At 64.7% G+C, this 21,523-nt stretch carries 22 protein-coding genes; 8 read left to right on the top strand and 14 right to left on the bottom strand.

The features are described 5' to 3' along the window. Nucleotides 1-12 precede the first annotated feature (12 nt). Together AC1DKD_RS05445 and bglX are read right to left on the bottom strand one after the other, a co-directional pair. Nucleotides 13-504 carry a flavodoxin family protein gene (locus AC1DKD_RS05445; protein WP_441627614.1) on the bottom strand — a complete coding sequence of 164 codons (492 nt, stop codon included), beginning with the start codon at nt 502-504 and terminating at the stop codon, nt 13-15. 99 nt (nt 505-603) lie between these two features. After that, entirely contained in the window at nt 604-2,892 is a 2,289-nt protein-coding gene (gene bglX, locus AC1DKD_RS05450; RefSeq protein WP_441627717.1) for a beta-glucosidase BglX, read from the bottom strand. 264 nt (nt 2,893-3,156) lie between these two features. Between bglX and AC1DKD_RS05455 the strand changes: the two genes are divergently transcribed. Further along, nucleotides 3,157-4,692, top strand: a complete 1,536-nt coding sequence (locus AC1DKD_RS05455) for a glucan biosynthesis protein G (protein WP_441627616.1) — start codon at nt 3,157-3,159, stop codon at nt 4,690-4,692. Nucleotides 4,693-4,789: 97 nt separating this feature from the next. Here AC1DKD_RS05455 and AC1DKD_RS05460 read toward each other — a convergent pair whose 3' ends face one another. The 3 genes from AC1DKD_RS05460 to AC1DKD_RS05470 all read right to left on the bottom strand — a co-directional run bounded on the left by AC1DKD_RS05460 (nt 4,790) and on the right by AC1DKD_RS05470 (nt 7,281). Further along, nucleotides 4,790-5,653 carry a c-type cytochrome gene (locus AC1DKD_RS05460; RefSeq protein ID WP_441627618.1) on the bottom strand — a complete coding sequence of 288 codons (864 nt, stop codon included), beginning with the start codon at nt 5,651-5,653 and terminating at the stop codon, nt 4,790-4,792. Between the two features lie 135 nt (nt 5,654-5,788). After that, nucleotides 5,789-6,859, bottom strand: coding sequence for an FUSC family protein (locus tag AC1DKD_RS05465; protein WP_441627620.1), 1,071 nt, complete (start codon nt 6,857-6,859; stop codon nt 5,789-5,791). Then, on the bottom strand, nt 6,856-7,281 hold the full coding sequence (locus AC1DKD_RS05470) for a hypothetical protein (protein ID WP_441627622.1): 426 nt from the start codon (nt 7,279-7,281) through the stop codon (nt 6,856-6,858). Before AC1DKD_RS05470 ends, AC1DKD_RS05465 begins: the two co-directional genes overlap by 4 nt. 377 nt (nt 7,282-7,658) lie before the next feature. Here AC1DKD_RS05470 and AC1DKD_RS05475 point away from each other — a divergent pair, with 377 nt between their 5' ends. Next, entirely contained in the window at nt 7,659-8,735 is a 1,077-nt protein-coding gene (locus AC1DKD_RS05475) for a porin (protein WP_441627624.1), read from the top strand. A 138-nt stretch (nt 8,736-8,873) separates the two neighbouring features. On the opposite strand, the gene AC1DKD_RS05480 is transcribed toward AC1DKD_RS05475, so the two are convergent. From AC1DKD_RS05480 to AC1DKD_RS05490, 3 genes are all read right to left on the bottom strand, one after another. Next, nucleotides 8,874-9,248, bottom strand: coding sequence for a CzcE family metal-binding protein (locus AC1DKD_RS05480; RefSeq protein ID WP_441627626.1), 375 nt, complete (start codon nt 9,246-9,248; stop codon nt 8,874-8,876). 259 nt (nt 9,249-9,507) lie between these two features. Beyond that, the gene (locus tag AC1DKD_RS05485; RefSeq protein ID WP_441627628.1) at nt 9,508-9,933 is read right to left on the bottom strand and encodes an organic hydroperoxide resistance protein; all 426 of its coding nucleotides are present in this window, start codon (nt 9,931-9,933) and stop codon (nt 9,508-9,510) included. Between the two features lie 188 nt (nt 9,934-10,121). After that, complete coding sequence (locus AC1DKD_RS05490; protein WP_441627630.1) at nt 10,122-10,616, bottom strand: MarR family winged helix-turn-helix transcriptional regulator; 495 nt, start codon at nt 10,614-10,616, stop codon at nt 10,122-10,124. Nucleotides 10,617-10,754: 138 nt separating this feature from the next. Between AC1DKD_RS05490 and AC1DKD_RS05495 the strand changes: the two genes are divergently transcribed. After that, the gene (locus AC1DKD_RS05495) at nt 10,755-11,000 is read left to right on the top strand and encodes an AbrB/MazE/SpoVT family DNA-binding domain-containing protein (protein ID WP_276291057.1); all 246 of its coding nucleotides are present in this window, start codon (nt 10,755-10,757) and stop codon (nt 10,998-11,000) included. After that, nucleotides 10,997-11,392, top strand: coding sequence for a PIN domain-containing protein (locus tag AC1DKD_RS05500; RefSeq protein ID WP_477143057.1), 396 nt, complete (start codon nt 10,997-10,999; stop codon nt 11,390-11,392). The genes AC1DKD_RS05495 and AC1DKD_RS05500 overlap by 4 nt, the downstream gene beginning before the upstream one ends. Here the strand turns inward: AC1DKD_RS05500 and AC1DKD_RS05505 are convergent. The 3 genes from AC1DKD_RS05505 to AC1DKD_RS05515 form a co-directional block, all read right to left on the bottom strand. Continuing rightward, complete coding sequence (locus AC1DKD_RS05505) at nt 11,385-11,771, bottom strand: nuclear transport factor 2 family protein (protein ID WP_477143058.1); 387 nt, start codon at nt 11,769-11,771, stop codon at nt 11,385-11,387. The two genes, AC1DKD_RS05500 and AC1DKD_RS05505, sit on opposite strands and share 8 nt — an antisense overlap. 38 nt (nt 11,772-11,809) lie before the next feature. Next, nucleotides 11,810-12,688: a hypothetical protein gene (locus AC1DKD_RS05510; protein ID WP_477102700.1), complete on the bottom strand. Its 879-nt coding sequence runs from the start codon at nt 12,686-12,688 to the stop codon at nt 11,810-11,812. A gap of 161 nt (nt 12,689-12,849) precedes the next feature. Next, on the bottom strand, nt 12,850-13,368 hold the full coding sequence (locus AC1DKD_RS05515; protein WP_441627719.1) for a BON domain-containing protein: 519 nt from the start codon (nt 13,366-13,368) through the stop codon (nt 12,850-12,852). Nucleotides 13,369-13,637: 269 nt separating this feature from the next. Between AC1DKD_RS05515 and AC1DKD_RS05520 the strand changes: the two genes are divergently transcribed. After that, the gene (locus tag AC1DKD_RS05520) at nt 13,638-14,222 is read left to right on the top strand and encodes a gamma carbonic anhydrase family protein (RefSeq protein ID WP_441627637.1); all 585 of its coding nucleotides are present in this window, start codon (nt 13,638-13,640) and stop codon (nt 14,220-14,222) included. 58 nt (nt 14,223-14,280) lie between these two features. On the opposite strand, the gene AC1DKD_RS05525 is transcribed toward AC1DKD_RS05520, so the two are convergent. The 3 genes from AC1DKD_RS05525 to AC1DKD_RS05535 form a co-directional block, all read right to left on the bottom strand. Beyond that, complete coding sequence (locus tag AC1DKD_RS05525) at nt 14,281-15,633, bottom strand: DUF1501 domain-containing protein (protein ID WP_441627639.1); 1,353 nt, start codon at nt 15,631-15,633, stop codon at nt 14,281-14,283. 30 nt (nt 15,634-15,663) lie between these two features. After that, nucleotides 15,664-17,241 (bottom strand): DUF1800 domain-containing protein, encoded by a 1,578-nt coding sequence (locus AC1DKD_RS05530; protein ID WP_441627641.1) that lies wholly within the window; start codon nt 17,239-17,241, stop codon nt 15,664-15,666. A 150-nt stretch (nt 17,242-17,391) separates the two neighbouring features. Then, the gene (locus AC1DKD_RS05535) at nt 17,392-18,615 is read right to left on the bottom strand and encodes an MFS transporter (protein WP_441627643.1); all 1,224 of its coding nucleotides are present in this window, start codon (nt 18,613-18,615) and stop codon (nt 17,392-17,394) included. Nucleotides 18,616-18,892: 277 nt separating this feature from the next. Here AC1DKD_RS05535 and AC1DKD_RS05540 point away from each other — a divergent pair, with 277 nt between their 5' ends. From AC1DKD_RS05540 to AC1DKD_RS05550, 3 genes are all read left to right on the top strand, one after another. Then, the gene (locus tag AC1DKD_RS05540; protein WP_276291090.1) at nt 18,893-19,189 is read left to right on the top strand and encodes an ArsR/SmtB family transcription factor; all 297 of its coding nucleotides are present in this window, start codon (nt 18,893-18,895) and stop codon (nt 19,187-19,189) included. Nucleotides 19,190-19,277: 88 nt separating this feature from the next. Further along, nucleotides 19,278-20,333: an alkene reductase gene (locus AC1DKD_RS05545; RefSeq protein WP_441627645.1), complete on the top strand. Its 1,056-nt coding sequence runs from the start codon at nt 19,278-19,280 to the stop codon at nt 20,331-20,333. 164 nt (nt 20,334-20,497) lie between these two features. After that, nucleotides 20,498-21,505, top strand: a complete 1,008-nt coding sequence (locus AC1DKD_RS05550) for an AraC family transcriptional regulator (protein ID WP_441627647.1) — start codon at nt 20,498-20,500, stop codon at nt 21,503-21,505. Nucleotides 21,506-21,523: the final 18 nt, after the last annotated feature.

A 21,523-nucleotide genomic window follows, 5' to 3' on the forward strand; every position in this document is an offset into this window, starting at 1 on the left:
CTGGAGCCGGTGTCAGAACACGCCAAGCGCTAGACCCGCCGCCAATCCGGCACCTAGTTCGGCACAGCGCGCAAGGTCTTCCGCGCCGATCTCCTTGCGCGCCAGAATGCGTTCCGGCGTCTGTGCATGGGTACAGATGATCAGGCCTGGCGCCACACACTTGAGGCGCCAGCCAGTGGCGATGCGTTCGACCTGACGCAGTGCGTTCTGCCCGTCGCTGCCGGCACAGATCATGGCCACGTACGGTCGGCCATTCACACGGTCAAGTGCCGCGTAGTAGCAGCGATCGAAAAAGTCTTTCATCATCCCGGACATCGCAGCCAGGTTCTCCGGCGTCGCGAACAGATAGCCATCGGCTGCCAGCACATCGTCCGGACCGGTCTCGGCCGCACGCTGCAGCTTGACTGCGACGCCAGACTGCATGCGCGCCGCATCGGCTGCCGTCTCGGCCATCTGCTGTGTTCCCCCGGTCATTGTGTGATAGATGATCAGCAGCGTCTTCATTCGCTCCCACTCGCCGTCCGTCGATACCGCACCGACTGTATCACGCCCCCGTCACAAAACCACGCCCCGAAAACCATCCGCCACGGACGAGCCATCATGCTACTCGAGCACGAAGCTCCGCACCTGCACCGCCTCCGAATCTAGCCCGATCTGGACATTGAAATCGCCTGGCTCGACGGCATACTCGAGTTTCGCGTTGAAGAACTTCAGTTTCTCTTCGTCTATGCTGAAATGCACCACGCGCTCTTCACCGGCCTTGAGCATGAGCTTGCGGAAGTCCTTCAACTCCTTCACCGGCCGTACCACGGAGGCGGCGACATCCTGGAGATACAGCTGGACAACGGTTTCCCCGTCGCGCTGCCCGGTGTTCTTCACGGTCACGCTGGCGTCGATCCGGCCATTGCGCGCCATGGTCCGGCTAGACAGCGTGAAGTCCGACACGCTGAATTCCGTATAACTCAGCCCGTAGCCGAACGGGTACAGCGGGCCGGCCGGCTCCTCGAAGTATTGAGAGGTGTAGTTCCGTGGCTTGCCTTGTACGAATGGGCGTCCGATGCGCGGATGGTTGTAATAGGTCGGAATCTGCCCGATCGAGCGCGGGAAGGAAATGGGCAGCTTGCCCGACGGGTTGTAATCGCCGAACAGCACGTCGGCGATAGCATGGCCGCCTTCGGTGCCGGCATACCAGGTCTCGAGCAATGCATCGGCGTTCTCCTTCTCCCAGTTGAGCGCCAGGGGGCGGCCGTTCATCAGTACCACCACCAGCGGCTTGCCGGTCGTCCTGAGCGCCTTGAGCAGGGTCTCCTGGCTTCCCGGCAGTGAAAGGCTCGTGCGGCTCGACGCCTCGTGCGACATGCCGCGCGACTCGCCCACGGCCACCACGATCACATCGGCGCTGCGCGCTGCCTTTACGGCCTCGGCAATCATGTCGCCCGGCGGACGCTTGTCTTGCACAATCTCGGGCTTGTCCCAATTCATCAAGTTCAGATACCCGACCACGCCGGCATCGTCGGTCACGTTCGCGCCGCGGGCATAGACCACACGGCCCTTGTCGCCGACTGCGTCGCGCATGCCATGCAGCAACGTGACCGACTGCCGGGATTTGCCGACCGCGGACCAGCTTCCCATGATGTCGATGGGCGCATCGGCCAGCGGCCCGATGACCGCGATCGTTCCGGTCTTCTTCAGGGGCAGCGTCCGGCCGCGGTTCTCGAGCAGGACCAAAGACTTGCGCGCGGCGGCGCGTGCCGCCGCCCGGTGCAGGCGGCTCTCCGCGTCGACGTCCGGCGGGTCCTGCGTTGCGACACCGATGCGCCGGTAGGGGTCCTGGAAGAGCCCCAGGTCGTACTTGGCGCCCAGCACCTCCCGCACTGCGTCGTCGACGTCACGCACGGACACTTCGCCCGATTTCACGAGCCCGGCCAAGTGTGCCAGGTAAGCCGAGTCGTGCATGCTCATATCGACGCCGGCCTGGATGGAGAGCCTGGCGGCCTCGCGCCCGTCCTTTGCCACGCCATGCAGCGTCAGCTCGTCGATTGCCCCATGGTCGCTCACCGTGATGCCCTTGAACCCCCAAGTCTTGCGCAGCAAGTCCCTCAGCAGCCACTTGTTGGACGTGGCCGGCACGCCGTTGATTGAATTCAGCGCAATCATGACCCCGCCGGCGCCAGCATCGACGCCCGCCCGGTACGGCGGCAGATAATCCTGGAGCATGCGGGTCGGGCTCATGTCGACCGTGTTGTAGTCACGCCCGCCTTCCACGGCTCCGTATAGCGCGAAGTGCTTGACAACGGCCATCACGCTGTCGGCATTGGCCAGCGATGTTCCCTGCAACCCCCTGACGCTGGCTTGGGCGCATAGCGAGACAAGATAGGGATCCTCGCCAAATCCTTCGGACGTGCGCCCCCAGCGCGGATCTCGGGAGATGTCGAGCATCGGCGCGAAGGTCATGTCAAGGCCATCCGCGCTGGCTTCAATCGCCGAGACACGTGCACTCTGCGCCACTGTCTCCATGTCCCAGCTCGATGCGAGACCCGGGCTGATCGGGAATACGGTGCGGTGCCCGTGTACCACGTCGTACGCGAAGAAGATGGGAATCTTCAGGCGGCTGTGCGTCACTGCCGCGTCCTGCATAGGCCGGTTGTCCTGTCGCCTCACCGAATTGAACGTGCCGCCTACCCGGCCCGCCGCGATCTCCTTGAGCAACTGGGGCTGCGGCATGTCATCGCCGATGCTGATGAGGCGCAGCTGGCCGACCTTCTCGTCGAGCGTCATCCGTCTCATGAGATCGGCGATGAATGCGTTCTTGTCGTCGGGGGAAGCCGACGCGGGACCGGCAAGAACCGGCAAACAGACCAGGCTGGCCGACAGGACCAGCGAAGAGAGCATTCTCATCAGATAGTTGTCCAAGTGTCCAAGGATCCAGGCGGTGCGACAGGGTAGCCGCCCCGCGATGGTGCACACCTCCCGTTCTACAGGTATGCGAAGCGAAATACGTTATCTTTCTGCATTGCATCCGCAGTTTACCGCCACTGCACCAGCGGCTTTCGCCGCACTTGCGGGACAACAGCATTCCTTAACGTGCATTTTCTGGAGAGACTTGTGGTTCCTGCCGCCATCGCCGCGTCGTTACGTACCAAGACGCAAACCGCCTTGCCAGCGCTTTTGGCCGCCTGGGCGCTGCTGTGCGGCACCCAGGCATGCGCGTTCTCCCTGGACGACGTGACCCCCCGCGCCAGGACCCTGGCCGACATGCCATATGCCGCACCGGTCAGCAACCTGCCACCCGTGTTCAGCCAGATGCAGTTTGCCGACTACATCAAGATCCAGCCCCGAAGCGACACGATGGAGTGGAAGGACGCAGGCACGCCGTTCCGCCTGGGCTTCTACCACCAGGGCATGCAGTTCAGCAGCCCGGTTCGCATCAACGAGATCGCCGGTGACGCAGTCCACGAGATCAAATACAACCCGGAGCGGTTCAATTTCGGCGACCTGAAGTTCGACAAGTCCGCGACCGGCAAGCTTGGCTATGCCGGCTTTCGGGTGCTCTACCCGATCAACCGMGCCGACAAGCTCGACGAGATCATGAGTGTGCTGGGCGCCAGCTATTTCCGGGTCGTCGGCAAGAACCAGGTGTATGGACTGTCCAGTCGTGGCCTGGCCATCGATACCGGGTTGCCCGTAGCCGAGGAGTTTCCAGCCTTCCGCGAGTTCTGGATCGCTCGGCCCGATCCGCAGGACAAGCATCTCGTGTTCTACGCCCTGCTTGACTCGCAACGCGCCACCGGCGCTTACCGCTTCGATCTCTACCCCGGTGAGGACACGATCCTCAAGGTGCAGGCGCGCATCTTTCTGCGTGGGGCCCCGGCCAAGCTCGGCGTTGCGCCGTTGACCAGCATGTTCCTGTTCGGGCCGAACCAGCAACGCGATCCGAACAACTTCCGGCCGGCCCTGCATGACTCCAACGGCCTCGCCATCCACACGGGAAATGGCGAATGGCTGTGGCGGCCGCTGAACAACCCGCGCAACCTCGCCATCAGCACCTTCCAGGTCACGAATCCAAGGGGCTTCGGGCTGCTCCAGCGCGGGCGCGAGTTCTCTGTTTATGAAGACCTGAAGGACCGCTATGACCTGCGCCCGAGCGCCTGGATCGAACCGCAGGGCGACTGGGGAAAGGGCAAGGTCGAGCTCGTGGAAATCCCCTCGCCGGACGAGACCAACGACAACATCGTCGCCTTCTGGACGCCGGACCAGTTGCCGCCCAAGGGCCAGCCGCTGCGGGCGGATTACACGATGCACTGGACCATGAATGAGCGCGCCCTGCTCAACAAGGATCTGGCCTGGGTCAAGCAGACGCTGCGCTCCGCAGGAGAAATCACGCAGGCCAACCTGATCCGCCGCCTCGATGGCAGCACCGGCCTTGTAGTCGATTTCGAAGGCCCCGTGCTCGCTGACCTTCCAGCCAGTACGCAAGTCAGCGCACAGGTCAGCGTGAGCGAGAACGCCGAACTGCTCGCCAACGTGCTGGAGCCCAATCCTGTCACCAAAGGCTGGCGGCTGAATCTGCGGATCAAAGTCAAGGATCCGCGGAAAGTGGTGGAAATGCGCGCCGCGCTGGTGTCCGGCGACAAGACGCTAAGCGAGACGTGGAGCTACCAGCTGCCGCCACATTCGGTCGGAGGACAATAAGCGGAATCGCCGCCGCGCATGAGTGCCTGCGACGAGCCGCATGCTTTGTCCACGCCGCGGTCTTCGCCATTCCGCCGAGCGCGCGCCCGACACCGGGTCAGGAGCCGGCGGCAGGCGCCGCCACCTTGCGTCCGGCCATATGGTGGAGATACGCAAGCAAGTCCTTCAGATCCGCATCGGACAGCGTTTTCTTGTCGATCGCCGACATGCGCGCGTTAGGCCACCAGCGCAGCGACTGCGGGTCACGAATCAGCCTGGCCAGCTTGTCGTCGCCCAGATACTCGACCGGGCTGTACGGCACATTCAGATCGGGGCCAAGGTGCGCATCGCCGACGCGGTTGAGGGAGTGGCACGAAAAGCAGACGCGCTGGAATGTCGCAAAGCCGCGCGCGACCGTTCCGCCGGCCGGCAGGCTGGCGGCGGGCCGGATTGCCGCAAAACGCTCAGCAGGCAAAGCGGTAATGTCGATGCGCACGATGCTGTACGTCCAGAGACTCTCATTGATCACGGAGGTGGCGCGGCCCGCCGGCACTGTCCAGATCAGGCGGAACGGCCCGATGTCCTGGCCCTTGAGCGTCGGCCATGGCGAGTCAGGATTTTCCACCGCCAGCCAGGCGCGCGGCCCGTCAACGCTATCGGCCAGCAGCAGGCGCATCGGCAGGTGGGAAATATAGCCATCGCTGGCTGCGGTCGTCGCGCTTGCATCGGCCGTCACCGGCATGCCGCGCAGCAGCGCCGCCAGGGGGATAGCCTTGAACGTCAGCCGGTGCTTCAGGTTGTCGTCGTCCACCGTTACGTCGGTCAGGCGGCGGTCATTCAGCAGCGCCTCCCGCGTCCAGTTGCGCTGTTGCGTACCGGCGGCAATGGTCAGCGTCGCCGTGTCCGCGGCGCACGCCGGGCCTGCCAGGAACGCCATTGCGCATCCAAGCGCGCCAACGGCCATTGCGATCCAGGCTTTCATGCGTTCTCTCCAGAGCGAGCGAAATTTGCACGGTATTCCTGCCGTCGACAGCGCCGGGAGCAGGATGAACAGCGGCGCGAAATGCGCACGCGCGCCCGCCGTTCGAGCGCACAGTGTATGCGAAAGAAACCGGCTTCAGATATTCCACCGCTGCGCAATCTCCGACAGCCGCTGCCGCAACGCATCGAACTCGCCGGATAGTCTCAGCGTCAACGATACATAGCCGGCCCATTGCGCGGGTATGGCTTCCGTCATGCGTTCGAGTGGCGAATCGCCGCGCGGCTCCAGGCGCGCGACGACACCGTGCGTCAGGGCGCGCGCCATGCCGATCAGCATGGCGCTGATGCGGCGCGTTTCTTCGCCGAGGCAGTCCTGGATGACAGCCCTGGATTCGTCGTCGAAGCACGGACGGGTGGCGGCCAGCACTTCCAGCAGACTGATGCTGACCCGCATGCCGTGCTGGATTGCCTCGAGCTGTTCCATCGACACGTTGATCTCCTTGGCCACGGATGGCATCAGGGATCGCAGCTGCACCAGCAGGCCGCCTTGCAGGACCATGGCGCGCTGCAGTTCGGCCTTGTCGAGGGCTGCATCCGTGGCGATGGCTGTGTGCATCCTCGCGCAGCTGCGCAGTGCCTCGGCCAGCTTGTAGCGCCACGAGTACGTGGCGTGCAGGGGCAAGGCGAAGGAAAACAGCAGCGCGATTGCGATGCCGATCAACACATTGGCCGCGCGCCACAACCCGTCGGCGACGGCGTTCTCGCCGTGGCCCGCGACGATGAAGATGGTAATGGCGGAGAGCAGCGCGATATAACCGCCCTTGCCGATTGCCTGGTACGCACAGATGGCACAGGCGATCACGATCAGCACGTAGCTGAGCAGGGGCGCGTGGAAATACGATTGCTGCAGGATGATCAACAGCCCCGCCCCCGCCCCGATCAGCGTGCCGAGCGCGCGCTCGGCGGCCTTCTTGCGGATGTTGCCATGGTGCTGCAAGCCGCCGATGACGACCAGCAGCGTAATGGATGCCCATTCGCCGTGAGGCAGGTGGATCCCCGTGGTCAGCGCGATGGACGTCAGCAGCCCGAGCGCCACCCTGGCAGCGTGAATCTGCCGGGCGTAGCGATAGCGGCGGGCCGGATCCAGCAGCGGGCGCAGCACGCGCCGCAGCACAGGAGGAAGGTGCGTGGATAGCGGGCTGGTCATTTGGGCGCGGCGGCGGGACTTGCGATGCCTTCATCCACGCGCTGCAATAGATGCGGGAAGAAGGGATTGGACGACATGCCGATCGGCGCATCCAGGCTGACGATCAGCGCCGCCCGTTCGCCGCGCGCGGCCATCGCGCCGAGCTGGACCCCGTAGTAATCGCCCGCGTCGGGCTGCGCGCCGTAGAGGCCGTCGCCCGGCGGGAACGGCAGCGCCACATGGGAGGGCGAACGGACGTCGGGCGGATCGCGCAAGCCAAGCGGCAGTGTTTGCACCGTGGCGCTGCCGCCCGGTGTGACCTGCCCGACCACGTCCAGCGTGCTCGTTCGAGGCATCGCGATACAAGTCATTACCTGCGCGGCTGAAGCGGCCGGGTTCTCTGCGTTGCCTTCCCGGAGCCGGGCGATGTCACCAGGGTTCATTGCGCTTTCTCCAGTCGAAAAAAGCACTTGATTCTATCCCTACCGGTTTGGGAAGAAACGGAAATCGGCTGCGCGCGTCCGGTCGCTCCGTCAGCGCCCGACATCCGGCGCCCGTCCGCGACCAACCGCACCAGCCGCGCGGGTGGCAGCGCAGGTGCCCGGCGCATGTCATGGATGGCGCCCATACGCAAACTCGTTCATTTCTTATTAAGAAACAGTTACCTTCATTTTTTCATAACTGTTTACATATCGTTGTCACACTACCGACGCAAACTCTCGGTGCCGCATTGGTGGATGGTCCCCGGCTCGCATCGCGACCATGACCTCCCCGGCAGCAGGGACCCTTATTCGCCCAGACAAGAAAACCGAGATTGATAGTGAAAAAAACGCTCCTCGCACTGACCGCCGCAGCCGCGGCATGCTCCGCCTCCGGTATCGCCTCCGCCCAGACTGCCTCCAGCGTGACGCTCTACGGCATTGCCGATGCCGGCATCAGCTACCAAAGCCATGTGCAGGGCCCCAACGGGGGCGGCGCACTGTATGGGGTGACATCCGGCGGCCTTTCCGGTTCGCGCTGGGGTATTCGCGGCGTGGAAGATCTCGGCAACAACCTGAAGGGCATCTTTGTACTGGAAAGCGGCTTCGACATCGACACGGGCAAGTCCGGCCAGGGCAACCGCCTGTTCGGCCGCCAGGCTTATGTCGGCCTGCAGAACGACCTTGGCGCCATCACGCTGGGCCGCCAGCAAAATGCCTTGTATGACCTGTTCGGTGCCTATGACCCGATGGCGGTCGGCAGCAGCTACTCGCTCAACTCGGTCGATACCCAGGGCTTCAACGGCCGCGCAGACAACGCCGTCAAGTACACTGGCAAGTTCGGCGGCCTGATCGCAACCGGCTTCTACAGCTTCGGCCGCGATAGCAACGTCGCCAACGGCGGCGAAGTACCGGGCAGCTTCCGGGTCGGCAAGAATTTCGGCGGTGGCGTGGCGTACGCCACCGGCCCGGTCTCGGTGGGTGTCGCCTATGACCAGTATCAGGGCAGCACCGTTGCCACGTCCGGCGCCGCGGCCAAGCGCGCCGCCATCGGCGGGTCTTATGCCTTCGGCGATGCGAAGGTGTTCGCCGGCTACCGCTGGCTGCGCGACGAACTCACCAGTGCGACCTCGGTGCGCCAGGACAACCTGTACTGGCTTGGCGCGCTGTACAAGATCACGCCCGCCTTCAGCCTGACCGGTGCGGCTTACTACACCGATGCCCGCAAGGACAGCAACGATTCGTGGATGTTCGTGCTGAATGCGGACTATGCCTTGTCCAAGCGCACCGACGCCTACCTGCTGCTCGGCTACGTGAACAACAAGGGGCAGGCCACCTACGGCGTCACCAACGCGATGAATACGCTGGCGGGCCAGAATCAGACCGGCGTCATGGCCGGCGTGCGCCACCGCTTCTGACCTCCATCGCGGCACAAGCTGGCGGGCTTGCGGGCCACGCCAGCGAACGATCATATCGACCTTGGCTTGTTCACTGAGTCGGAGGACGTTAGGCCGGCAGCGATGCCGGCCATTTTTTGGCGCCTTCGGGGTGGGGCGTCAGCCTCCGGTGAAGAGCTTGCTCGGCGCGATGTACACGCGGATACCGCCGGCCTGTGCCACATTCGGGAAAATGGTCTTCATATCGACCGACGTTCCCCCGATCGCCTCCAGGAAGGTCCAGCCGACGGTCGTGTTGCCGGCGCGGAAGGCCACCGATTCCCCGGATGCCACGTTCACGTAGTTCATGCCCGGCGTCAGCGTCACGGTGCGGGTCGTCGTGCTCACGTCCGCGGGGCTGCCGAACAGGGCGGCGATCCGGTCGGCCATTGCAACCGGTAGTGGCGCTTGCGTGGGCGCCGTGGCACCCCAGGCTGACGAGATGCCGAGGATGGAGAGTGCCAGCGCGGCGGCAAGCGTTTGCTTCTTGGTCATTATGTTTTCCTTGTGCCTGCCCTTGTTTGTTGGGGAGGTAGGAAAAGTGTAGCTACGCCGCAATCATTCTAAAAATGATATATACAACACAAATCAAGTCGCTTTTTTCATGAGTGATGGTGATGCCAGCGACGATTCCGCACGGCCGGGCGGTCCGGCCCATGCGCAAGGGAAGCGCACGCCGGCGCATTGCGCAGGGCCGGTTCCCAGGCAGTTGGCGCGCGAATCCGCGCCAACTGCCTGGAATCCGGATCCGCGCTCAGATCAGGTTGAGACGTACGTCGATATTGCCGCGCGTGGCATTCGAGTACGGGCAGACGATGTGTGCCTTGTCCACCAGCGACTGCGCGACGGCACGGTCCAGCCCCGGCAGCGCGATGTTCAGGTCCACCTCGATGCCAAAGCCCGTGGGAATGGCACCGATGCCAACCTGCCCGGTGATGGCGGTATCGGCAGGCAGCGCCACCTTGTCGCGGGCCGCGACGAACTTCAGCGCGCCGAGGAAACAGGCCGAATAGCCGGCGGCGAACAGTTGTTCCGGGTTGGTGCCCGCGCCGCCCGCGCCGCCAAGTTCGCGCGGCGTGGCCAGCTTGACGTCCAGCACGTTGTCAGACGATACCGCGCGGCCGTCACGGCCTCCGGTTGCGGTGGCGGTAGCGCGGTAGAGGACTTTTTCGATCGACATGATGGCACTCCTGATAAGTGATAAAGCCGGCTCGTCGAGCCTGCGGTTCGAGAAAGCCCGGGAGCCTTCCATATTAAATAGCTAACTATTAAATAGTACGCTATATAAATTACAATAAAAACGGGCCGCCCTCCTGCCTGGCCCGCCTGGCGCCAGTGGCTCGCATCGCCCTGGCACCGCGATCCTGATCAGCCGCCTGCTTCGGCGAACCGTTCGCGCAACTTGTCCAGTTCCGCCTTCACCGCCACGACCTGCTCCACGCTGCACGCCGAAGCGCACAGCACCGCGCGGGGCACGGCCTCGGCCGGTTCCTTGAGCGCACGACCTTCGGCGGTCAGCGAGACGATGACCTGGCGCTCATCCGCGGCGGCGCGCTCGCGCCGCACCAGTTGCTGGGCTTCCATCCGCTTGAGCAACGGCGTCAGCGTGGCCGAATCCAGGTGCAGCCGCGCGCCGATTTCCGAAACGGTCAGGCCATCGGCCTCCCACAGCACCAACATCACCAGGTATTGCGGATAGGTCAGGCCCAGCGGCGCCAGCAGCTTGCGGTACAGCTTGTTCAGCGCAAGCGACGTGGCGTACACGGAAAAGCAGAACTGCTGGTCCAGCAGCTGCGCCGACGCGGCACTGAGCGTGGCGTCAGGTGCAGCTTGCTTGGTCCGGGAGGTGCGTTTCGTGTCCATGGGCTGAAATTTATATCGCGCACGATTAAATTGCAAGCTATTTTTCTGGGCGTCGATAGGGGCTGCCGCTGCCATTCCCTTGAGATTTCCATATCCTTACACTAAAGTAAGGAATCAGGTTCCGCAGGAGAGCTCACAATGACGTCAGCAACAATCACTTCGAAAGGGCAGGTCACCATCCCTGTCGACGTGCGCAATGCGTTAGGCGTAGGTTCAGGTGACCGGATCGAATTCATCATGAATGAGCAATCCGGTCGTTATGAGGTCGTTCCAGCCATTCAATCGGTAACGGCGCTGAAAGGCATCATTGGCAGTCCGAAACGGCCGGTCTCGGTGGAGGATATGAACGCTGCCATCGCCGGGCAAGGCGCCTCGGCGCGATGATTGGCCTCGATACCAATGTACTTGTTCGTTACCTTGCGCAAGACGATGCCGTGCAGTCACCCAAAGCCAATGCCCTGATCGAGTCGCTATCGACCGAGCGGCAAGGCTACGTGACGCAAGTGGTACTGGTCGAGGTCGTCTGGGTGTTGAGCAAATGCTATGACGCGCAACGCGAAGATATCGTTCGGGTTATCGAGACGCTGCTGCGGACGAAAGAACTCGCCGTTGAAGCGTCAGAGACAGTTTGGAAAGCCCTAAGGGTGTTTGCCTCCTCGGCAGCCGACTTCGCGGACTGCTTGATAGAACGCRCCTGCCACGACGCGCAATGTGAATACACGGCCACGTTTGACGTGAAAACGGCCAGGTCAGCCGGATTGAAGCTCATCAGGTAGAGAAAGGGTCCGTCGGCGTGCCCTGGTGAAAGAACATCTGCCAGCCCTTGTCGGTAAGCTTCCAGATCGAAGTGCGAAGGGTATGCCGTTCCAGCCGGCCGTCCGGCCGCCGGCACGCCGACCGGTAGTTCAGCATGGCAACGTCTGGCGCGAGCTGCCGCAGCGAGAAGTCCYGCGCCCATATCGTGCCGGATGCGGCCTCGGGGGGCAGTTCGCTGAGCGTCTCGGCCTTGGTGTGAATGCCCCCGGACCGGYCAATCTCCAGGAAACTGTCATGCAGCAGCACGTCCAGCCGATCCCTGTCGCCGCCGGCGGCAGGCTGGTGTAGTTCGGTTTCAAGCTGCTGCAGCACTGGCAGCAGTGCCTTATCTTCATTCATACCAGGGCACTCCTCTCGTTAGCGTCTTGCTTCCCGGATCACGGCGCATCCTCATCCAGGCCAATCGCCGTCGTATCGATCCGCTCGACCTTCCCCTTCTGGCGCACTTCCGTACGCAGCACGAACGCCTCGGTCGGACAGTACCAGTCGGTGACGTTCATGATCGTCGGCTCGGTCTGGATGAGGTCGTCTCCCATCATCAATGGCCCCAGCGAGGATCGCTTCTCATAGGTGATGGGCATGCATTCGCGGCGTCCCATCGCGGTCTCGATGGATTGCGCGCGGCCGACCCGGCGCTCGCCGATGGAGACCGAGGCCGAGGGGGCCCGAATGGTGGTGACCATCTCGTCCGTTGCCAGGCTATGTATCTCCAGGTCCAGGCTGGAACTGAGGGTCTCGCCAGGCAGCACGACGCCCTCCCTGATGGCCAGGCCCGCATAGCTCAGCACGCCCTTGCCCTGGAACGAGGCCTGCCCGAACAGGCGCGTATAGCGCGCCTGCGCATTGATGGTGGCGCGCTGGCTGCTCACCGTGGCCACCGCGCCGGGCGTAGCGCCCCGGTCAAAGCTCATCCTGTGCACCTGGTCCATGACCACCGGCGGGCCCATCATGGCCGCCAGCGCCGACTTGGAATGGATCGACAGCCATGCGCTGCAGCCCTTCTCCGTGATCGAAGGATGCCGGATGGTCATGGTGATCGACATCGGCATGTCGCCACTGGCCTCCATCTGCGCGCGCGCCCCCGACTGGAACCAGGGCGCGTCGCAGATGGTGCCGGGGATGCCCTCGGGCGCTGCGCTGCCGGTTTGCCCTTGCTGAGCCATCCCTTCATCGGGAAGCCCGCATAACAGCAGTGGAAATAACACCGCGCCCAGTCTTCGGAAGGCGCGCGTCGGCCCGTAAGGGTGAGCGGTCATGTCTTGTCCCAAGCCAGAAACCTCGCGCTGGCGATCCCCCTGGATAGAGGGATTTCGGCCCGGCCGGGCCACCAGCATGCCCCGAAGGTAGCACTTGGCATCGCGGCCCACAACCGGGACAGACACCGGAACGGAAGCATCCATGCACGGCAAGAAAGTGCTTACTTCTGCCCGCCAGCGGATTGCGGCCGGGCCGGCGCCGCCACGCCCTGGCGGTCACCGAACAAGGGGTAAGGCACCCCGCGCGCAGGATCGTCGGTGGTCTGGTCTATCACGATCTCCACATCCGCCACCTCGCGCAGCGCCGCCATGAACGGCTGATGCGCGAAGCCACGTCCCACGCAGCCCTGCACCAGCAGCCAGCGCCCCCGCACTGTGAGCCACAGCGTGGAATCCTGCCAGCCCGGCATGGCGAGCGACAGCGACTGCAGGCGGCGGCGCGTGCTTTCCACGATCTCCTTCTCGTACTGGTAGGAATTGGCGAGGCGGCAGCGGCCTTCCACATAGCAGTGGTTGCCATCTTCGATCCGGTGATGGGCATCGCGCCGCCATTGCGCCTCGTCCACGCGGGGCCCGAGCGGCTCCGGGCAACCGGCGATGCGCGAAGAGATCTGGAAGAAGGGATCGCGGCCACGGTTTTCCTTGTCGTTATCGCCGCCGCGCGCGGGCCAGGCCAGCATGGCGGCGCCGGCGAGCGCAATCATGGCGATCCGCACGGAAACAAACGAACGATGGACGGGCACGGCGGACTCCGCGGTAACGGCTGCGTCTGCATAGCATAGGACCAGCCGCGGCCAGGTGAAAGTGCGGCCAAACGCGGGCGCTTCGGCCCGGTTTCCCTGCTTTTTGCGCCAGGGGAGCCTGGGCTTTCGCAGCGTGCCGCGCGAAAGCGCGTGAGCGCATCCACGTACAATCTCCGCATTCAAAAGAATAATTCAAGGAGACAGTCATGGCAGTCATCGGACCCGATGTGCGCTTGCATCCCACCGCCTACGTGCACGAATCGGCCTACCTCTATGGCAAGATCACCATCCACGAGGGCGCATCAATCTGGATCCATGTCGCCGCGCGCGCCGAGAGCAGGGAAATCGTGATCGGCGCCTACACCAATATCCAGGACTTCGCGATGCTGCATATCGGCGACCGCTCGCCAACCATCATCGGCAGCCATTGCTCCATCACGCATCACTGCACGATCCACGGATGCACGATCGGCGACAACTGCCTGATCGGCATCAACGCCACCATCATGGATGGCTGCGTAATCGGCGATAACTGCATCGTCGCCGGACATGCTTTCCTCAAGGAGGGCACCGTGATTCCGCCCAATTCCATCGTGATGGGCAGCCCCGGCAAGGTCACGCGCACGCAGAACAACTATGTGCGCAACCGGCTCAATGCGTTTTTGTATTACAAGAATGCGCTGGCCTATGCGCGGCAGGATTATCGGGCATGGGAAGGACCGGAGTTCACGGCGGAGATGATGGCGGAAATGGAGAGGCTGCAGGCAGCGCTGGAAGCTACTGGATCGTGACCGGCCGCATCGCGGGCAAGATCGGGCGGCCGGTGCTGCCGGCCAGGGGATGAAGCGGCTAGAGCAGCCCGATATCCACCGCGCGGGTATCGGGAAACACATGCGCCAGGCGCGCATCGTCCAGCCCGTAGAGGCGCCTGAACAGGCCGCCCAGCATGGCGCGGTATTCGTTGAGCACGGGCCAGTCGCGATTCTGGTTCAGCGTGCGCTGCTCTACCGCCACCTGCTCGCCGGCTATGCGCCCGCCGCGCACCGCGCCGCCGGCCACCCAGTACACGGTGCCGTGGCCATGGTCGGTGCCGCGCGTGCCGTTCTCGCGGAAGGTGCGGCCGAACTCGGAAACCACCACCACCGTGGTCTTGCTCCACACCGGGCCGATCTCATCGGCAAAGCCGGCGACGCCGCGCCCCAGGTTGTCCAGCAGGTTGGCCAGTTGCCCCTGCGCACCGCCCTGGTTCACATGCGTATCCCAGCCGCCCACGTCGATAAAGCCCAGGTTGAAGCGCTCGCGCATCAGGCTGGCCATGCGCCGCGCTTCCAGTTCGAAACCCTTGGCGCTGAGCGCGCGCCGGTTGGCCGCCTGCATTTCCTGCATGCGGCTGGCCATGTCGGGCTCGGGCTGCGCGGGCAGGTTCGCGGCCATCATGCTGTTGCGGCGTTGCATGGCCTCGGCCTCCTGCGCCACGGTCTGCCGCAGCTCGAAGCCCTCGTTGATCAGCGACTCGAAACGCGTGCCGCGGTACATCTGCGCCAGCACGCGTGTCTGGCGTTCGTCGAAGGGCGTGCGCCCGGTGCCTTTGAGCGAGACATTGGGCACACTGAGCGCACCGCTGAGCACCATCGGCAGGCCGTCGGTAAAGGCTACCGGCGCGGCGCGTCCGCCCATGGACTCGGCGAGCCGGTTGAGAAAGCCGGTGCCGCGCAGCGAGGGATCGGCGCGGCCGTTGCCCTTTCCGTTCGCAGCCAGCGGCAAACCCGCCTCGATACTGTCCTGCGTCTCGAAGTGGCTGCGCGAGGAGTCCGCCGTGCCGGCAAAGGGCACAAAGGCAAGCTGCTGCTTCTGCCACAAGGGCAGCAGGCTGTCCTTGAGCGCGGGATGCAGCGCCCACGTGTCGATGCCCCGGTCCGCGCCGCCATCGAAGGCCGCCGCCAGCGACAGCGCGGCGCGCGGATCGGCCGGGGCGCCCTGCGCAGCCGGCCTGGCGATGGCGATATTCGGACGCGACGCGTAGTAGAAATCACTGCCTGCCGGCACCAGCACATTGGTGGCATCGTAGCCGCCGCGCAGGAACACCAGCAGGAAACGCGCATCGGCCTGCTGCGGCAGCGCGTAGGCGCGCGAGGCAATGCCGGGTGCCAGCGCAGCCAGTCCCGCCAGCCCGGCGCCCTTTAGCCATTCACGTCGTTGCATGGGTCGCTCCTTGATCCAGGGCAGGGCCTCTCATTCCTGCATCCACTCGGGCGAGGAAAGCAGGATGGTGTTCCACTCCGCCTGCGAAGCTGCCTGCGTCATCGCGGTGCGCGTGGCGGGCCCGAGGGTGGGTTCGATGCTGTCGAAAAACACGCGGTTGCCGAGTTGCGGAAACCCGGTGCGCTCGGCCGGCTTGCCATCATCCTTGGAGAAAAGGCCAGCCTGCCCGGAACCGATCGCGCGGGCAATCTCGAAGCGCTTGACCATCTGCCCCGAGCTGGCCCACGCGCTTTCCGCGGCGGGGAAACCGTCCGGCGTGATGCGGCCATAAAGCGGCTCGCCCAGCTGGTTGAGCCAGGCGATGGCCGGGCGCAGGTTGGCCACCATGCGGCCGTCGTAGGCCAGCCGCAGCGACGAGGCCACGAACTGCATCGGATCCTTGAACTTGCGGTTGCCCGAGGCCAGCGTTGCGTTCAGCTCCGGCGACAGGAACAGCGTGCGCAGCACCGCCGCGATATCGCCGTCGCTCTGCACGAACGTGGCCGCCATGCGGTTGACCAGCGATGGCGGCGGCGCATCACCAACGAAATGCGCGGCGAGCTTGTAGGAGATAAAACGCGCCGTGGCGGGCTCGCGGCTGAGAATGTCCACGGCTTGCTCCACCTCGTGGAACCCGGTCGGCTCGATACGATGGCCGAGCAGCGTCTTGGGCCCGGAATCATGCCGGCCCGGATTGAACTCGAATACGCCATCGGCGCGGTAGAGCGCCTGCTTTTGCGGCGGCAGCTTCGGCGGCTGGCCGCTGGCATTGATGCCCAGTCCGGTCAGCACACGGGCCAGTTCCTGCACGTCCTGCTGCGAATAGCGCGAACCGCTTGCGCCGCCGGACACGCCCAGCGTATGCAATTCCATCAGCTCGCGCGCGTAGTTCTCGTTGATGCGGTCGACCGCGCTCTGCGCGTTGTCCAGGTACTCCAGCATGGCCGGCGCGGTCACCGTGGCCATCAGCAGGTCGCGGAACTTGCCCAGCGCACGCGGGCGTATTGCCTTGTCTTCGTAGTCGGCCAGCACCCAGCGTATCGAGCCTTTGCCGGAGTACACGCTGAAGTGATTCATCCAGAACCATGTCATCTGCTCGCGCAACTGCGCTGTGGAGTAAAGCGCGCGCAGCAGATGGCGCCGGCTGGTATCGAGCAGCACCTCGTTGCCGCCGCGGTTCAGCGCATCGCGCGCCTTTTGCTTTTCGTCATCGTCCGTGAGCGTATTGATGCGCTGCTGCTCGGCGCGCACGCTGCGCAGCCTTTGCTCGCCGCTTTGCTGTGCAATGCTCAGCGCGCCGATGGTGGCGGCGAGTTCGCCGGCATCGGTGGCGGGCGCCTTGAGCTGTTCATCGAGATAACGTTCGCGGCCCAGCTTGCGCAGCCGTTCCATGCTGGCCTGGTTGGCGCCGAAGGTGACGGTGTTGAGCCAGTGCAGGTCGGCCGGTTTCAGGGTCGCCGCGGCGCTGCCGCTGTCCGGCGCGCCGCCGCCCTGCGCGCACGCGCCCAGCAGGCCGGCGGCAGCAGCCAGCAGCAACACCGGCATCACACGTGAAAAGCTGAAGGTCATGGATAGCCTGCCTGATCTCGAACACCTGTAGGTGACACCGCTCTTACGCGAGCGGGCGGGTTTTGGTTGACGTGATCAGCCCGATTTCCATACTGGATCCGCAAGCAAAATGAAAGTTCCTGCCGGATTACCACGCAAACGGGGGGATTGCTATTCAAGCGGCCGGGGCATCGCGCGCAAGGTCAGGGCCCAGAACACCAGCGCAGCGGCGCTGATGGCGGCGCCCAGCACACACACGCCGGACCATCCGGCGCGCGCATAGACGTGGGTCGAGGCGATCGAGCCGGCGCCGCTGCCTAGCGCATAGAACAACATGTAACAGCCCACCAGCCGGCTGTGCGCTTCCGGCTGTACGCGAAACACCAGGCTCTGGTTGGTGACATGGATGGCCTGCCCGGCAAGGTCCAGCACAATGACGCCGGCCACCAGCAGCCACAGCGATTGCTGCGCGAAACCCAGCGGCAGCCAGCAGGCCAGTAGCAACACCAGCGCAGCGCCGGTCGTCGCCTGGCCCAGCCCGCGATCCGCTAGGTGGCCGGCACGCGCCGCCGCCAGCGCGCCCGCCGCCCCCACCAGCCCGAAGGCGCCGATGGCCGTATGCGACATCGAATACGGCGGCGCGCTCAGCGGAAACACCAGCGCGGTCCAGAACACGCTGAAGGCGGCGAACATCAGCATGGCGAGTACCCCGCGGATCTGCAGCGTGCGCTCGTGCGCCAGCAGCGTGAACATCGAGCCCAGCAGGCGCGCATAACTCATGCGCAACGGCGCGCCGTGCCGATGCGGCAGGCGGCGCGCCAGCACGGCGATCATCAGCAGCGCCAGCACGCCCGAGACCACATACACGGCACGCCAGCCGGCCAGGTCAGCCAGCACGCCCGCCAGGGCCCGCGCCAGCAGCAACCCGATCACCACGCCGCCCTGCGCCGCGCCTACCACGCGGCCGCGTTCGGCGGGCGCGGCCAGCGTGGCGGCGAACGCGATCAGGCCTTGCGTCATGGCCGTGCCCAGCAAGCCCACGGCGAGCATGCCGGCCAGCAAGGCAACGCGCGAGGAAGCCAGGGCCACCAGGGCCAACGCCATCGCCAGCAACAACAATTGCAGCAGTATCAGGCGGCGCCGGTCGACCAGGTCACCCACGGGCACCAGCAACAGCAGCGCCAGCGCGCAGCCCGCCTGCGTGGCTGTGACCACGATGCCTGCCGCGCCGGTGCCGAAGCCGAATTCATGCGCCATGGCATCGAGCAAGGGCTGCGCGTAGTAGACGTTGGCCACGCTGAGGCCGCAAGCCAGCGCGAACAGCCAGACCAGCGAAGAAGGCATCGAAGGCGCTGCCGCACGCAATGCGGCTGCGCTTCCTGGGTTAAAAGTCATGACGGGCTCCATCTGGTTTTGTAAAAAAACCAAGTGAAGTCTAACCTTCATGGTTTCTTAAAGCAACCAGATTGGGTTTCGCTAAAACCTTTCCCGGAATGGGGCCAATTGGTGATGTTTTCGCCCCTCCGGCAAAGTCCCGACACATATCGTATAGTCACGATATTAATTTTGTGAGAAGCAGATATTTGTTTCGCCAGCCTGCGAAACAAATATCCCTTCCGTGACAGCAGTGAACCCTGAAGCCACCCCCGACGCGAGTTCCGACTCAAACCCGATCGACATCGACGCCATCCACAAAGCGCTGGCAAACCCGGTGCGGCGCAATATCCTGGCCTGGCTGAAATCGCCGCAGGAGAACTTCGCCATACAGGACTACCCGCTTGAGCTGGGCGTCTGCGCGGGCCTGATCGACGCGCGCACGGGCTTGTCGCAGTCCACCGTGTCGGCGCATCTCGCCACGCTGCAGCGCGCCGACCTGGTGACGTCCAAGCGGGTTGGCCAATGGATTTTTTTCAAGCGCAACGAAGTGACCATCCAGGCTTTTCTGGATCACATGCATAGCGATCTGTGAAACCTGGCGGCGCGCAAGCGCCCGAAGCCGCACCAAGTCCATGGTGCGTCATCCTCCTCCACCCTTTTCGGTACCAAGACCAATAGCCATGCCTACACTCTTTGATCCGATCCGTATCGGCGACCTCGATCTTCCCAACCGCGTCATCATGGCGCCCCTGACGCGTTCGCGCGCGGTGGGCGGCGGCCGCGTGCCCAATGCCCTGATGGCCGAGTACTACGTGCAGCGCGCTTCGGCGGGCCTGATCCTCAGCGAAGCCACTTCCGTCACCCCGCAAGGCGTGGGCTACGCCGACACCCCGGGCATCTGGTCCGACGAACAAGTGGCCGGCTGGAAGGTAGTGACCGATGCCGTGCACGCCGCCGGCGGCCGCATCTTCCTGCAGCTATGGCACGTGGGCCGCATTTCCGACCCCGTCTTCCTCGACGGCGAGCTGCCGGTGGCGCCCAGCGCCATCGCGGCCGCGGGCAATGTCAGCCTGGTGCGCCCCAAGCGCCCGTATGTCACGCCGCGCGCGCTGGAAACCGATGAGATCCCGGGCATCGTCGCGGCCTACCGCCACGGCGCGCAAAATGCCAAGGCCGCCGGCTTCGACGGCGTGGAAGTGCACGGCGCCAACGGCTACCTGCTCGACCAGTTCCTGCAGGACAGCACCAACAAGCGCACCGACGCTTACGGCGGCCCGATCGAGAACCGCGCCCGCCTGCTGCTGGAAGTGACCGACGCCTGCATCGACGTATGGGGCGCATCGCGCGTGGGCGTGCACCTGGCGCCGCGCGCCGATGCCCACGACATGGGCGACTCGGACCTGGGCGCCACCTTCGGCTATGTGGCCCGCGACCTCGGCAAGCGCGGCATCGCCTTTATCTGCTCGCGTGAAGCGCTCGGCGACAACCGCCTCGGCCCCGCGCTGAAGAAGGCCTTCGGCGGCGTCTATATCGCCAACGAACAGATGACCAAGGAAACGGCCGAGCATGTGCTGCAAGCCGGCGAAGCCGATGCCGTGGCCTTTGGCCAGTTGTTCATCGCCAACCCCGACCTTCCGCGCCGCCTGCAGATCGACGCGCCGCTGAACGCGCCGCAGCCAGCGACCTACTACCATCCGGGCGCCGAAGGCTATATCGACTACCCCGCGCTCGCCTGACCCGGCATGACAGCCCGCGCTGGCTCGCGTGCGACAGCGCGCGTGGCTGGCTGAAGGGTCGATCGGCTGAAAGGCTGAAAGGTTGAAACGCCCCGCCTCGCGCGGGGCGTTYCCCATGCCCGCGACGGTTTGTGCGCATCGCCACCATGCCATAATCCGCAGCCATGGCATCTACCGACCCGTCCGACCCACCGCTGCCGCGCATCCATCGCGCAGAGTACGCGCGGCGCATGAACCGCGTGCTCGACTATATCGACCAGCATCTGGACACGGCGCTCGACCTGGCGCAACTGGCGGATGTGGCGAATTTTTCCCGATTCCATTTTCATCGCGTGTTCGCGGCATGGATGGGTGAGACGCTGGGCGACTACGCGCGCCGGCGCCGGCTCGAATCCGCGGCATTTCACTTGTCCTGCAAACCGGAGGCCTCGGTGCTGGAAATCGCACTGGCCACGGGATTCGGGTCAGGCGAGGCATTTGCGCGCGCCTTCAAGCTCAGGTTTGGCTGCACGCCGTCGGCCTGGCGCGCTGGCGCGGCGCAACACCGGGCCGAGCAAATGGCGGCGGCACGCGAGCGCCATGCCAACCGCCATGGCAATCCGGATAGCAATCCGGATCAGGTCCTGCGCAATGCCAGTCAGGTGGACGGCCGTGCATTCACCGACCATGGCGGCTCCCACCAAGCACATGGAGAGCGCAATATGGAAGTCCGCATCATCGATCTACCCGAGGTACGTGTCGCCTACCAGCGCCACATCGGTCCCTACGGCCCGGCGATCGGCACGTTCTGGCGCGAAGCCGTCGCGCCATGGATGCATGCCAACGGCCTGGGTGAGCAGACGTGTTATGGCATCGGCCACGACGCCCCGGGCATTACGCCGCCGGACAAGTGCCGCTACGACGCCTGCGTGGCGGTACCGGAAGCGTTCCAGCCCGGCGGCCAGGCCAGCATCGCCGTCCTGCCGGGCGGACGCTACGCCGTGGCGCCATTCAGCGGCGCCCCTGCCACCATCGGCGAGGCGTGGATGTGGCTGACCCGGGAATGGCTGCCGTCGAGCGGCATGCAATGCGACGAGCGCCCGTGCTTCGAGCGGTTCTCGGCAGTGTCCGCGCTGGACCGGCGCACGGGGGTGCTGACCTGCGAGCTGTGCATTCCTGTGCGTGCGCTGTAGCACGCCACGGGCATACGC

It is taken from the genome of Cupriavidus sp. 05T313 (genome assembly GCF_056396665.1).